This is a genomic window from Microcoleus sp. B9-D4 (assembly GCF_036705105.1).
Taxonomy (GTDB): Bacteria; Cyanobacteriota; Cyanobacteriia; order Cyanobacteriales; family Microcoleaceae; genus Microcoleus.
Map to the genome: position 1 here is coordinate 57,706 of NZ_JAUBTS010000002.1, position 14,289 is coordinate 71,994.

Sequence of the window (14,289 nt, forward strand, 5' to 3'; positions counted from 1 at the left end):
TTTGTGGAACAGGCATCTTGCCTGTTATTCCCACAATCAAACTGAATTTTTGTGGAACAGGCATCTTGCCTGTTATTGATGATTTGATAGTGCCATGAAAGTAATATAAAATCTCAAATCATATAACTTTTATTCTCTCCAATTGTGCTTCTAAGTTCTCGATTAAATTATTTACTAACTGTAACTGGTACTGTTGAACAGTCATATTTAATGGCTCTTTGCTGTCGTGAAAACAGATAACTTTTCCGGCGATTTCCTTGTAGTGTTGCAGCATGGAAAAAGTATCGGTACTGAAGCGAGCGAGATAGTTTTTAGCAGCCTCGCTGCAAATTTCCGTTACTTGATTTAAATAAGCTTCTGGCGATTCAGGCGGCTTTTCATACCCAGTTCTTTTATTCAAAATATAGCTAGCACCGCCGACTACTGCGGCTCCCACAGGCCCGCCCAATAGCCAACCTAAGCCTGTGGCGATCGCCACTGGAGCCACTTCGCTGTCGATCGACTTTTGTGGTGGAGGTGGCGGCGGCTCCGGTAAACTGACTTGCGGGGATGGAGGAAACGAAATCAAAAGTGCGATCGGCTGTTCTTTCTCAAAGAATTCGCAAGCTTTATTTACCCATTCTGCGATGGTTTGCTGCTGATGTAAGACCTCTCTCTCAAATTTTAGCTTCCACGCATCAAAACTTCCTTCCTGGAGCGACAGCGCCATTTCCGATTGATACCGCTGCAAAAGTGTGGGCTGGTAAAGCCAAATCTCGAAATCGGAAACGCTGGCTTGAAAGCCTTTTGATATCAATTTTTCGGCTTTTTGTTTAATTTCAATTTTGTCTTTGTGCTTTTTTTGAGCTGTGGCTATTTCTGCGGTGACAGTTTCAGCTTTGGCTCGGAGAGAGTGGCAAATTTTAGTAGCTATAGCTTCAATTCTGGGCAACTTAACTGCTAGTTGTTCCTGTTGAGCTGCCACAATACTCTGCAAAGCCGATTCAAAGCTGGCAATTCCTGTAGTTTGGGCTGCAGCCACATCTCCTTTCAGCCTCGCCCTCAACGCCGGCAAAGCATCGACGCGGTAGATATTGCTGATATTATTCGGCAAATTGGAGCGAAAACTTTCGGCAACAAACAACAAGCGATTGTAAACTTGTTTTTGGTCGTCTGGTTCGAGTAGATTGAGAAAATTGGCAACAAAGACGACTGTGTTGATGTTGCGATCGCTCAACCAATCTCTCAAGTTCTCCCGTTCCCCTAAAGTCATCAATTTGCGAGCATCTAAAACCTGCACAACTAAATCAGCCGTTAGCAATTTATCCCGAACCAAATTATCCTGTTCTTCCCGATCGTTGGTTCCCGGCAAATCCAGCAATTCCACACCGGTTTGCAGGAATGGATGGGGACAGTAAACATTCACGGCCGCCACATCATCCCGCATTTGTCTGGCGTCGTCAAGGATGGCATAGCGTTTCAAAACCTCAGTCCCCCGTTCGCTAACTTCCGTGCCGTCTTTCAGGGTAATTTTGGCGTGCAATTCCTCGCCATAGTTGACATAAATGGCAGCACCTGTAGTGGGCACTAAGTCGATCGGCAAAGCACGATTTCCAAGCAAAGCATTGAGCAAAGTTGACTTGCCGTAATTAAACGGGCCAAAGACAGCAATTTGAAAAGTTGGTTTGGCGAGATAGTCGCAGATTGAGGTGGTATCTCGGTAAAGTTGGGAGTTTTTGTCGAGTTCCAGAATACCGAGTGCTGATTTGAGATTGTTTGTTAAATCTTGATAAGTTTCGGGTTGTTGCATATTGTTTTTTTCTTTCATTTAGCGGAGGCTAGGAAACCTTGATATAGCGATTCAATGCTCTGCGACTCGGCAGAAACATCAGCCTCCAATTTTTTCAACCGCTGCGATTCAGCCTGACAATTAATCTCGCGAGATTCCTTTTGTTCGAGCAAATTATCTAACTCAGATTTCCGAGAATTAATATCACCATTCATGCGATCGCCCACTTCTCGTCCGTAAACATCAAAACACTCTTTCACAGCATCGTGAATCGGCTGCCACTGCTCTTGAGCCACCTGCGGCAGATATTTCACCAGCTCTTTTTTCGCGGCTTTCACCAACTGTTTATGAGCTCCGTCTGCTTGCAAAACCCCAACACCCATCCCCAACAATGCCAAGTACAGCGGCCCCAAAACAATCCCGGTCAAACTAGCAAGAATCGTACTAACGCTTAACACAGTAATTAAGTTGAGCAGGATATTTTTCCAATCAAAACCCGCTCCTGCCATTGCTACGCCCGCCAGATTTCCGGTGGTTAATGAGAACAATCCCATCGCCCATTTTGCCCAAGATGGCGAGTTATCTTCCTTCGAGTTGCTGACTGCTGCTGGTATTTTTTGCCCCGTCAGTTTTTCTGTGATTTTTTCAGTCACTTTCGTGTAAGATGCTCCGTAATTTGCCGCACTTTGTGAGAGTTGCGAAAATGCTGAATTCATCTCTTGTTCTGCCGTGAGAGTCCAAGCTGCTAGTTTGTCATTGATGTACTGCTCGAATGCTCGTTTGAGCGATGCTTCAAAGGCTTCTCGCTTGCCTTGGCTGAAGAAATCCAGAAATCTCAGCTCTGGTTGATACCGCAAGAAATCTGTTTCAAAGGTATTTTCTAAGTTGAGAACGTAGGCACGGAAAGAATCTGCGATCGCCCGCGATTTACTATCTCTAACTTCGATAATTTCTTGTTGAAATTCATCGCGAATCTGAGTCAGCTTTTTAAACTCCGGCTCAACTGAATTAATCTTTTCCTTCAACTCATTGACATCGCGATCGAGTAATGGTAATCTGCGGGCAACAGCGTCGCGGACGCGAGCAGAAATTTGACGCGCCAAAGTCCTCGCCGGACGCAATTCCGAAATCGCCCTTTCCTGCGTCAAAAACGTATTTAGTGCCGCCATGAATTCGGGAAAACCAGTTCCTGCCAAATCCGCATCCGGGTTTTTCATCCGCAACCTGAGTGCCTTAATTGAGGTAATTGCAAACACTCGCTCGTCGTAAATGTCGTGGCCTTCTGTTAAACAATATTCAGCCAAATTAGCTTGAAAAACCCGCCGCAGTTTCCCTTCTGCTTCTGCTAATTCTTCAGGATCATCTGGGTCTATCAAACTTTCCCGCACCTGATCCCAAGCATTTATCAGGAAGAAAATGCTCAATCCGCGATTTTTGATGTAATTTTCTAGATAGCGTCTTTCGCCCATTGTGCAAGGCTGAGTTGCCCTGAGTACAAATAAAATAGCGTGGCAGTTGTTTATGTAACCGAGAGATAATTCATTCCGGGATTCTGTATCGTTCAGTCCGGGACTGTCTACTATTTCTATGCCTTTTTCTAGCAAAGGTAAGGGATATTCTACTACGGCGCAATCGATATCGGGAAATGCTGGTTTCTTTTCTTCTTCTAGGCGTTTTGCCTCAGCGGGGTCAATTGTGTAGTTCTGTTTAAAACTTTTAAAATCTAGCTGTTTTGGGCTTTTGCCGTCATTGAAATAAATGGTGACTTTTTTTTCTGAACCATAGCGCAAAATCGTCAGCAAAGCTGTACAGGGATTTACATCGCTGGGCAGTAAGTTTTCGCCGATTAACGCATTGAGAAAAGTGCTTTTACCGCGTTTCATGTCGCCTAGCACTAGCAGGCGAAAGACTCCTTGGCGCAAGTTTTTACTGGCGATATCAATGTCGGCGTTGTCTGTTTCTAAACCGAGTTTTCCCGATGCTTCTCCTCCTGCTAATTCTGATTGGTTGATGGCTGTGGCGATGTTGCTGAGGCGAGTGGCAATTTCTCGGCGGACGGCGGCTACTCGCTCTAAATCATTGAGAAAGTTGCTAGTTTCTACTTTAAGGTTCATGGGTATTTCCTGATAGTTTCCTGCTTGAAATTTTCAACTTTTGTCTTCTTCAATAAACATTTTGTAAGCGATCCAAGCAATGCCTCCCACTATCAGGGCGGCTGCCAGCCAAGATGCTATCCGAACTGCAACGATAACAGCAATGACAATGCCTGTAAATTGAGCGGCTGCTATAATTTTTCTGCGCCACTGTTTGAGTTTGCCGTTAACTTGGCTGTCTGGTTCTTGGTACTTGCTTGTTAGATGTTCTGGCACTGAGCGGTCAATTTCGGCTTCTAGTTCGCGGAGCCGAATTTCTTGTTCTCGCTTCCGCAGTTCTTGTTCTTTGCGCCGGAGTTCTCGGGATTTGTTGTCAGGAGAATTCATAAATTTTAGCCTGTTTTCCGCTGGAAAAATGTGTTATTTATTGTCAATGTTGCGGATCGATAAGTTCTCTACGACTGTAACTCACATTTTCCGGCGTGTCGAGAAATGTTAAGAAATTTTAAAAAGGGCGATTCCCTACGGGATAGCTACGCTGTCGCGCATTTAAATTGTATATTCAGGGCGGGCGGGACGCCCACCCCACCCCACAAGACGGGGAATTGTTTTTTAACACACAATTTAAGTGTAGAACAGCTTACGCTTCACGACTAAGGATCGCGAATTAAATAATTTACACTCTTGAAAGTGGGTTGGGCGTCCCGCCCGCCATTTCTGGACGGGCGGGACGCCCATCCCACAAGAACCATCAAAATTCTAAGTTATTTAATTCTCATTCCTAATTAAGCCGATCGCCCTACGCCCTAGACTAGCCGATGCAAGTCATCAATAGCCTTCGGGCCCGATAGTAGTGCGATCGCACTCGGCTTCCGACAAATCAACCAAGCGCGATCGAAATAAGTTGCAGCCCGCTAATTGAGCTTTACTTAACTTTGCTTTCTCCAAATTAGCTCGGCTCAAATCCGCATATCTCAAATCGGCATTCGTCAAATCTGCATTGTACAAATCTGCACCTTGCAAATTGGCTTTCTGCAAATTAGCACCTTGCAAATTGGCGTGACGCAAATTTGCTCTTGATAAGTTGGCTCTTGATAAAGTTGCTTCCGACAAGTTAGCTTGATAAAGTTGAATGTCGCCCAATTCAGCCTCTTGCAAATCAGTTTTATAAAGATTGGCTTGAGTCAAATTTCCGTAGGGCAAATAAGCTCGCCTCAGAACGCTACCCGAAAGATTTATTTCTGTCAAATCTGCTTGAAACAAGTTATCTTCACTTAAGTCAACGGCGTTAAAGTTTCGCTGGCCCTCAGCATACTGAGCAAGCAATTCCTCAGCGCTTAGCTTTTGCATTTTCATTCCTCATGACGACAGCTACTGCAGCCAATCCATAACAGTAATTAATGGTTATTATTCTGTGTATTTATACTTAGGCATTGTTTTATGTTAAGCTTGTGTAACAACGATCTCATTTTTTCTAAGATTTTTTTTATATTTGTAAATTTTTGCCTTGCTCGACCAGTAAGCGGTTAGTAATGTCAAGATCGATCGAGAAACCACAGCGAATCCTCTACTGAAATATGCCAGAACTTCCTCTCTCCATTGCTCAGCACTACCACGAACGGACAAAATACGACCCTGAAACCATTGCGGCCAAAAGCAAACAGCTAGATTGGACAGAGCAACCTGTGCCTTTCAAAGAATATAAAATTGGAGCGTATTTTGACCTCAAGCCTTATCTAAAAGACCCCTCCGAGGATGCCGATGCCGAGCCCGATGCCGCTTGGTGGCATCGTTTATCTAGCTTATTGCTGTGCAGCTACGGGTTGACGGCGAAAGTGCAGACGGTAGACGACAGCTACCTCTATTTGCGATCTGCACCGTCGGCGGGTGGACTCTACCCAGCAGAGGTTTATTTAATTTCCCGTGGCACTGCCCAGTTGCCACCCGGACTCTACAACTATCAGTGCAGAACTCATTCACTTGTTCATTTTTGGGACAGTCAAGTTTGGCCATCATTGCAAGCCGCTTGTTTCCAGTCGCCAGCGCTAGAAAATACCCAATTGGCGATCGCCATTACCACTGTTTTTTTCCGTTCTTCTTGGCGTTACGAAGACCGAGCTTATCGGCGAATTTTTCTAGACACCGGCCATTTATTGAGTAATATCGAGTTAGCTTGCGCCGTCAACGATTACCGACCTCACCTGATTGGAGGATTCGCCGACGAAGCTGTCAATGAATTACTGTACATCGACTCGGAGCAAGAAGGAGCGATTTGTGTAGTTGCTTTAGCCGACTTGCTAGATATTGACCAAAACTTGCCTAAATTTAAAACAGCTTTGCCCGGAAACACCACGACAGATTACCCAAAAATTTCCGAAGGTCAACTGTTAAAATACCTCCACAAAGCCACGCATTTAGAATCAGACCCTACCGGATCTGACGGCTGGAAACTTGATGAAAGTGAAGGGGTACTAGAGGATAAATACAACTTTCCATTTTGTACTAAAGTTTCGACGGTCACTCCTTCGATTCCTTGGGGAGTGAACCTGGAAACTTTAGAAAACACTATGCTCAAAAGGCGTTCTACCCGTGCTTATACAGGTGCTTCTTTGAGCTTGGGCGAACTACTAGCTATGCTGGATTTTACTTACCAGCCGCAGCACTATATCGACCAAGGATTAGACGGTTATCCAGACTATTTCGATCTAAGTTTGATCGAGACTTTTATTGCTGTTTCGGGAGTAAATGGGTTAGAAGAAGGCTGTTACTATTACGCTCCGAAAGCTCAAGAATTGCGGCAAATTAGGTTTAAAAATTTCCGCAGGGAATTGCATTTTTTGTGTTTGGGGCAAGACTTGGGCAGAGATGCGGGGGCGCTGTTGTTTCATACGGCGGATTTAAACAGGGCTGTAGCAAAATATGGCGATCGAGTTTACCGCTATTTGCACATGGACGCGGGTCATTTGGGCCAGCGGTTGAATTTAGCAGCTATGCAACTGCGTTTGGGTGTCAGCGGTATCGCGGGTTTTTTTGACGATCGCGTCAATGACGTTCTCGGTATTCCTGCGGGTGAGGCTGTGCTTTATATTACAAGTCTCGGAAGACCTCGATCGTAAGAATGACTTAGTTGTTATTTGTCAGTAGTATTGCTTCACCAAGCCCAGCCGCATCTAAATTTTACAGTCAAGTTTGATGAAATTAACATCTTACACCATTCTCAAGAACAGGCAAGATGCCTGTTCCACAAAGAGTGAAATTCGGGGTTTCAAAAAGAGTGAAATTATTGTAGGGAGTAGGGGTTGGGCGTCCCGCCCGCCCTAAAAATACAACAGAACAGGCAAGATGCCTGTTCCACAAAGAGTGAAATTCGGGGTTTCAAAAAGAGTAAAATTATTGTGGGTTGGGCGTCCCGCCCGCCCTAAAAATACAACTTAAATGCGAGACAGCTTACCTCTTTAATTTACTCTTTTCCTCTTACTATTTGCCAATGCAAAACCTGCTAAATATTCTGTCGAGCACTGATTCTGTCACTTCTTCCCCCGTCACTTCCCCCAATGCTTGAATTGCACCGCGCAAATCTATTGTCCAGAAATCTAAAGGCAATTTGTTGCTAATAGTATCCGTGCATTGTTCCAGAGAAATTTTAGCTTTGGTTAAGGCCGCTGCTTGTCGCTGGTTGATTGCTAAGTCTGAGTTGGCTGCTTGCAAATTTCCCCCGTGGACGGCATCTAAAATTGCTGTTTCTAAGTCTTCTATGCCTCGATCGATGGCGGCCGCTGTGGTAACTATACGGTGAATTTCTGAGGAAAAAGGTAGTTCGGGGAGGGTTTTTACTAAGTCGATTTTGTTGATAATTATAATTAGGTGGCGGTGCTTTACTTGTTCGTAAATTTCCGAATCTTTCTCTGTCCAACCAGATTCCGCGTCAATTGTCAACAACACTAAATCGGCTTGTTTTGCTGCGGCGCGCGATCGCTCAACGCCAATTTTTTCTACCTTGTCTTCGGTTTCTCGAATGCCCGCAGTATCGAGCACCTGCACCGGAATTCCGCCCACAACTAGCTGCGACTCTACCACATCCCGCGTCGTACCGGGCAAATCCGTGACGATCGCCCGATCGCTCTTACTCCACGCATTCAACAAACTCGATTTTCCCACATTCGGCCGCCCAACAATCGCTACTTTCAAACCAGTTCTCAACAATTCTCCACGATCGGCAGTCGCCAAAATTGTTGACAATTCCTCCAAAACATGATTTATTTCCAAAGAAGTTTTAGCTTCATCTAAAGGCGGCAAATCTTCCTCAAAATCAATTCTCGCCTCAATTTCTGCCAACACGTCCAAACAAGTTGTTCTCAATTTGCGAATGGGCTGCGCTAATTTTCCCTGCAAACCGGCCAAAGCACTTTGTGCAGCAGCAGGGGATTTTGCTCCCACCAAATCTGCAATACTTTCAGCTTGAGTTAAATCAAGCCTCCCGTTCAAAAAAGCCCGCAGCGAAAACTCTCCCGGCTGCGCCAATCTCGCCCCATGTTCCAAACACAACTGCAAGACTTGCTGCACGGCCATGATACCGCCGTGACAGTGAAATTCCACCACATCTTCGCGAGTAAAAGAACGCGGCGCTTTCATGATTAGTAACAAAGCTTCATCGACTAATTCTTGAGTTTTGGGGCGACGGATGTGGCCGTAAAGAATGCGGTGAGACTCCCAAATTTGCCGTCCTGGGGCGCGAAACAGAGTTTCGGCAATTTTTAAGGCTGCGGAACCGGAAACTCGCACAATGCCGACGCTGCCTTGTTGGGGAACTATGGCAGTGGCGATCGCTGCGATCGTTCCTCCTTTTGTTAGTGATTCAGACATTTTTATTGTTCACACATTTAAAAGTTCTCTCAATCTCCTGTTTTTGAGTATCAGGCAATTGCTTCTCGGTATTTGAGAGTATAAATCTCTAGTTCGTCATTCAAAAAATTAAAATAGTCGCCCTTTAGGGCAAAATGCACCAGTTTCCGGGTCGAAGCGTAGGAGATATTTGGTAATCTTTTCCCTAGAATCGCTAATTGCTCGTCGGCTGCGAGAGACCAGATAACTTGAATTAGGGATTCAACCACTTGTACGTTCATTTGACTGACCTCCGGCTTGGTTGTTAAATTATACATATCTCATTGACAGGATAAACAATTTCAGCATTTTTTTTCTAAAATATTAGAAGAGCGTGGCAACAGCGATGGACTTGGCTAGCCAATCCGATCGCCCGTTTGTCCAGTCAGTCGATTTTAGATTTTAGATTTTAGATTGACTCCACAAATGAATCGGGTAGCTTGAACAGGGGTCTAAAATTTTGGGAGGCTAACGACTCCTGTCGGAAAGCAACTATCCGTTTTTGGGTGGGAGTCAGGGCTCGATCGAACTTAAATTACTCAGCCAAATATTTTGGCTATTCTGATTTCATGCGATAATGGAAAATTGACCGAAAGCATCCAGGATACAAGCCCCCGGATTCATCCGTGGAGAAAGAAAAAACCTGTATCCGATGAAACTTGCCCCCCGAATTTATCTGTGGGGTCAATGCTTCAATCTAAAATCTAAAATCTAAAATCTAAAATCGATTGACAGGGTAGAGGGCAAAGCATGATTGGTCAACTTCTAGACAGACGTTACCGCATCATTAAAGTCACAGACTCAAGTGAGGTGGGAAAAACTTATCTAGCAGCAGATACTCACCGTCCTGGGTATCCGCAATGCACGGTTAGAGAAATGCGACTCCCCGGCACAAGTTCGCAAACTCCAGAATTAGTCAAAGTTTTATTTCAAAGAAACGCAGAAATAATTGAAAAATTGGGAAAAAACGACAAAATCCCGGAATTATTGGCGTATTTTGAGGAAAATCAAAGTTTATACTTAATTGAAGAATTTATTGCCGGATTACCTTTAAGTCAAGAACTAATACCCGGTCAACCTTGGGATGAAGACCAAGTAATTAATCTGCTATCAGAAATATTAGAAATTTTGGTGTTCATACACGAGAAGGGTTTTATTCACCGCAGAATTCAACCAGACAGAGCGATCCGGCGCGAGTCTGACGGCAAATTTGTATTGGTAGACTTTAGCTTAGACAAAGAAATTAACCCGGAACTTGCTAACTGTCATTTGTTGTCGCAAACTTCCCCGAACTCTGTTAAACGGCATGAGGCAAAAAAACAGGATTTGGCGGCTCAGGAATTATACGTGCCGATCGAGCAATTGAGCGGCAACCCCCGTTACAATAGCGACATCTACGCTCTAGGTACGATCGCCCAGATTGCCGTCACGGGACTCTCACCCAACGAACTGAGTGCCTTAAAAAACAACAAAAACGAAATTCCCTGGCGAAACCTGGCAACTTGTTCGGCAGCCCTAGCAGATATTATCGATCGAATGGTGCGCCCTGACTGTGAGGAACGTTATCAGGAGGCCGCCGAAGTTTTAGCAGACCTCAAACAAATCGCCGTAAAATTGGAGGTTGAGCCGCCGCCAGCCACAATCATCACGCACGCTATGAGTCAACCGCTAAGACAAAGCCAAACCAAACTGCTGCTGTTGGCTGCAACAGCGGCAGCTTTAATCTTGTCGGCACTGATAATTTACTTTTGGCAGAGTCAAAGTCCGGCGAGGTCAAAAGAATTGTTAGCCCGCGGCATAGCCAAGGCGCAGCAAGGTGACACAACAGGCGCGATCGCCGATTATACTCAAGCGATCGCCATGAATGCCACCGATGCGGAAACTTACTACAAGCGGGCAAACGCTCGCTACGACATGGGCGCAACCGAGGAAGCAATACAGGATTACACGCAAGCCATTAAAGTCAATCCTAGCCACACCAAAGCTCTCTACAATCGAGGTATGGCCCGCCTCGACATCGGGGACAAGCGGGGGGCCGTGGAAGATTTCACCCAAGTAGTGCGACTCAATCCCAGCGACGGTGAGGCATACTCTCAGCGGGGTTTAGCCTACTACGAGTTGGGCGACTACCGCACAGCAATAGAAGACTACACTCAAGCAATTAGGCTCAGTCCCAACGATGCTACAGCTTACAGCAATCGGGGTTTAGCTCGATCGGCAGCGGGCGACAAAACAGGAGCAATGGCAGATTTTACTCAAGCCCTGCAAATTAGCCCCAAACAAGCTGGCGTATACTACAGTCGTGGTCGAGCGAGATTTAATCTGGCAGATTATCAAGGAGCGATGGAAGATTATACTAAGGCGATCGAATTACAACCCGATCTCGCCGATGCTTATACCAATCGGTGCAGCGCTTACTTGAATTTGGCCACCTACGACAAAGCGATTGCAGATTGCACCGAAGGAATTCGCCTCGCTCCAAAAGATGAAGCAGCTTACAACAACCGCTGCATTGCTTATCTGAATTTAAAACAATTTCAAAAGGCCAGCGAAGATTGCAGTTTGACGATCGGACTCAACGGCAACAATCCCAAAGCATACAGCAATCGAGGATTAGCTCGATCGGCTTCGGGAGACAAGCAGGGATCTGTGGAAGATTTTACTCAAGCAATTCGACTCAATCCCAGCGATGCAGTAGCTTACAGCAATCGCGGTACTATTTACTCAGAACTCAAAAATTACCCTTTAGCGGTTGAGGATTTCGCTCACTCGCTACGCCTCAACCCCAACAATGCTAGCGCTTTTTACAGCCGAGGCCTCGTCCGCCGCCAACTCAAAGACCGTGCTGGGGCGATCGAGGATTTTCAGAAAGCTGCAACCTTGTTTCTAGAACAAGGAAGAGCTGATGGTTTCCAAAACGCACAAGCACAAATCAACGACCCTAAATAAACTATTAATCATCAGTTAGATGTTAAAAAAAGAAGAAAAAAGGAAGAAGGAAGAAGAAAAAAGGAAGAAACAAGAAGGCCAAATTACCAATTCCCAATTACCAACTTCTCGTTACCAACTCCCCGTTACCAATTCCCCGTTACCACCTCCCCGTTACCAATTCTCACTTATAGATATGAACATGGTTGGTCAACTTTTAGACAGGCGTTATCGCGTAGTGCAAATTCTCAGTTCAGGAGCTTTTGGACAAACTTATTTAGCTGTCGATACTCGTCGCCCTGGCCACCCTCAATGTGTAGTCAAACAACTGCGCCCTCCCAGCAACACTTCCACAGTTCTCAAAACAGCTTACCGCTTATTTAAACAAGAAGCAGAAATATTAGAAAAGCTGGGAAAACACGATCAAATTCCATTTTTACTAGCTTATTTTGAAGAAGCCAATCAATTCTACCTCGTCGAAGAGTTTGTCCCCGGACACGCCCTAAATAGGGAAATTGTGGCCGGTCAACCTTGGCGGGAAGAACGAGTGCTGGATCTGTTGGAAGAAGTGTTACAAATTCTCGCCTTCGTACACTCTCAGGGAGTGATTCACCGCGATGTTAATCCCTCCAACTTAATCCGCCGCAAACCAGACGGCAAATTAGTTTTAATTGACTTTGGTTCGGTTAAAGAAGTTGCGAGTCACGTCAGCGAGTACGATACAGAATTTCCGCGCACCATCGCTACTGGAACTCCGGCTTATATGCCGATCGAACAATTTCAAGGCAACCCGCAATTTAGCAGTGACCTCTATGCAGTCGGGATGATGGCAGTCCAAGCTATCACTGGTTTACCCGGTACGGATTTGCCAAAATTGCAAGATCCGAGTCCTTCTCACACGGGGGAAATTGTTTGGCGAAACCGAGCTCAATCTTCTGTGGGATTAGCCAATATAATTGATAAAATGGTCTGTCACCAATTTGCCAAGCGCTATCAATCTGCGGAAGAAGTTTTGGTAGCTCTCAGCAAGTTGAGACACCGCCAAGAGCCGATGAATCCGGCTCACAAGAAAAGTATGGCTCCCAGCTTAGTTTCTTCTGAGCGTTTTTGGTCACGTTTGGGAAGTCGATTTGGGTTGATGATTTTGGCGGGCGTCGGGGCGGCGATAGTTCTGCTATTTCTGTTTAGTTATTGGAGCCGCCCGAATCCGATTAAAGCTAAGGAATATTACGAACAGGGAGTGGAAAAGTCTCGCAATCAAGATGCGGCTGCAGCTTTGCAGGCTTTTAATAAGTCAATTCAATTGAATCCTAAAAATGCCGAGAGTTTTTACCAGCGCGGTAATGCTAATTATGATTTACAAAAATATCAAGAAGCAATTGCAGATTATTCTCAGGCGATCGCTCTCAATCCTAAATATGTTCAGGCTTATTTTAACCGCGGCCTAGCCCGTCACGATTTTAACGACACGCGCGGGGCGATTGAGGATTACACTCAAGCTTTGAATCTCCAGCCCAAGGATGCTGATACATATTATGAAAGAGGAGTTGCTTATTTAGAACTGCAAGATTACAAGATGGCTATTCAGGATTTTAACGAAGTAATTCGGTTGCAGCCGAACCTGGTTAAAGCTTATCATTCGCGGGGGTTGGCTCGTGCTGGGAGTGGCGATTTGCAGGGGGGGATTGGAGATTATACTGAGGCAATTAAACTTGATGCTAAGAATGTTGATGCTTTCTACAGTCGGGGGAGAGCTCGCTTTCACCTAGGAGATTATCAGGGAGCTTTGGCGGATTATTCTCAGGTAATTGCGATCGATCCCAAGAGTGGAGATGCTTACGCTAATCGTTGTAGCACGCAGTTGAATTTAGGAGCGCATCAAGCGGCAATTGACGATTGCACTCAGGCAATTTCGCTAAGCGAGGAGGATGGGGTTCCTTACAACAATCGCTGCATTGCTTATTTAAATTTGAAGGATTATCCCAAAGCAATTGCCGATTGCACTCAAGCGCTGACAGTGAATCCGAATGATTTTAATGCTTTTAACAATCGTGGTTTAGCTCGCAGCGCCGGGGGTGACGCCCAGGGGGCGATCGCAGATTTTACAGCAGCAATCGGGTTCAATCCCAACAATGCTGAAGCTTACGCCAATCGGGCTAAGATTTATCAGGAGTTAAAGAATTACAATAGTGCGATCGCCGATTACGTGCAAGCTATTCGGATCAGCCCGAATTATGCGGCTGCTTACTACGGTAGAGGCATGGTTCGTAGCTCCTTGGGAGACAAAGCAGGAGCCATTAGCGATTTAGAAAAAGCGGGCAAAATGTTTCTCGATCAAGGACTTACTGGCGGTTACAAAGATGCACAATTTGAGATTGAAAAACTCAAGTAGTCAATCGATTTTAGATTTTAGATTTTAGATTTTAGATTTTAAAATTGAAGCATTGACCCCACGGATAAATTCGGGGGGCAAGTTTCATCGGATACAGGTTTTTTATTTCTGGGTCCTGATTCTGCTTTCGGAATGAATCCGGGGGCTTGTATCCTGGATGCTTGATTGTCATTAGTCATTAGTAATTATTTCTCGATGTTATATTTTTATCGGTCAATATTTTATAA

Annotated in this window: 9 protein-coding genes; 3 read left to right on the forward strand and 6 right to left on the reverse strand. The window is 45.2% G+C overall.

Annotated elements, in window-relative coordinates:
• Positions 1–118: 118 nt before the first annotated feature.
• The 4 genes from QUB24_RS01630 to QUB24_RS01645 all read right to left on the reverse strand — a co-directional run bounded on the left by QUB24_RS01630 (position 119) and on the right by QUB24_RS01645 (position 5,211).
• Positions 119–1,807 (reverse strand): dynamin family protein, encoded by a 1,689-nt coding sequence (locus tag QUB24_RS01630; RefSeq protein ID WP_333149990.1) that lies wholly within the window; start codon positions 1,805–1,807, stop codon positions 119–121.
• Positions 1,804–3,882, reverse strand: a complete 2,079-nt coding sequence (locus QUB24_RS01635) for a dynamin family protein (protein WP_333149992.1) — start codon at positions 3,880–3,882, stop codon at positions 1,804–1,806. The genes QUB24_RS01630 and QUB24_RS01635 overlap by 4 nt, the downstream gene beginning before the upstream one ends.
• 33 nt (positions 3,883–3,915) lie before the next feature.
• Positions 3,916–4,248 carry a hypothetical protein gene (locus QUB24_RS01640; RefSeq protein WP_333149994.1) on the reverse strand — a complete coding sequence of 111 codons (333 nt, stop codon included), beginning with the start codon at positions 4,246–4,248 and terminating at the stop codon, positions 3,916–3,918.
• A gap of 441 nt (positions 4,249–4,689) precedes the next feature.
• Positions 4,690–5,211, reverse strand: a complete 522-nt coding sequence (locus QUB24_RS01645) for a pentapeptide repeat-containing protein (RefSeq protein ID WP_333149996.1) — start codon at positions 5,209–5,211, stop codon at positions 4,690–4,692.
• A gap of 227 nt (positions 5,212–5,438) precedes the next feature.
• Between QUB24_RS01645 and QUB24_RS01650 the strand changes: the two genes are divergently transcribed.
• Complete coding sequence (locus tag QUB24_RS01650; protein WP_333149998.1) at positions 5,439–6,977, forward strand: SagB/ThcOx family dehydrogenase; 1,539 nt, start codon at positions 5,439–5,441, stop codon at positions 6,975–6,977.
• A gap of 361 nt (positions 6,978–7,338) precedes the next feature.
• Here the strand turns inward: QUB24_RS01650 and mnmE are convergent, their stop codons facing one another.
• Both mnmE and QUB24_RS01660 read right to left on the reverse strand, forming a co-directional pair.
• Positions 7,339–8,724, reverse strand: a complete 1,386-nt coding sequence (gene mnmE, locus QUB24_RS01655) for a tRNA uridine-5-carboxymethylaminomethyl(34) synthesis GTPase MnmE (RefSeq protein ID WP_333150000.1) — start codon at positions 8,722–8,724, stop codon at positions 7,339–7,341.
• Positions 8,725–8,774: 50 nt separating this feature from the next.
• On the reverse strand, positions 8,775–8,984 hold the full coding sequence (locus tag QUB24_RS01660) for a hypothetical protein (RefSeq protein ID WP_333057296.1): 210 nt from the start codon (positions 8,982–8,984) through the stop codon (positions 8,775–8,777).
• Positions 8,985–9,492: 508 nt separating this feature from the next.
• On the opposite strand from QUB24_RS01660, the gene QUB24_RS01665 reads away from it, so the two are divergent.
• Both QUB24_RS01665 and QUB24_RS01670 read left to right on the forward strand, forming a co-directional pair.
• Positions 9,493–11,691, forward strand: a complete 2,199-nt coding sequence (locus QUB24_RS01665; RefSeq protein WP_333150002.1) for a tetratricopeptide repeat protein — start codon at positions 9,493–9,495, stop codon at positions 11,689–11,691.
• Between the two features lie 181 nt (positions 11,692–11,872).
• The gene (locus QUB24_RS01670; RefSeq protein ID WP_445300377.1) at positions 11,873–14,062 is read left to right on the forward strand and encodes a tetratricopeptide repeat protein; all 2,190 of its coding nucleotides are present in this window, start codon (positions 11,873–11,875) and stop codon (positions 14,060–14,062) included.
• Positions 14,063–14,289 lie beyond the last annotated feature (227 nt).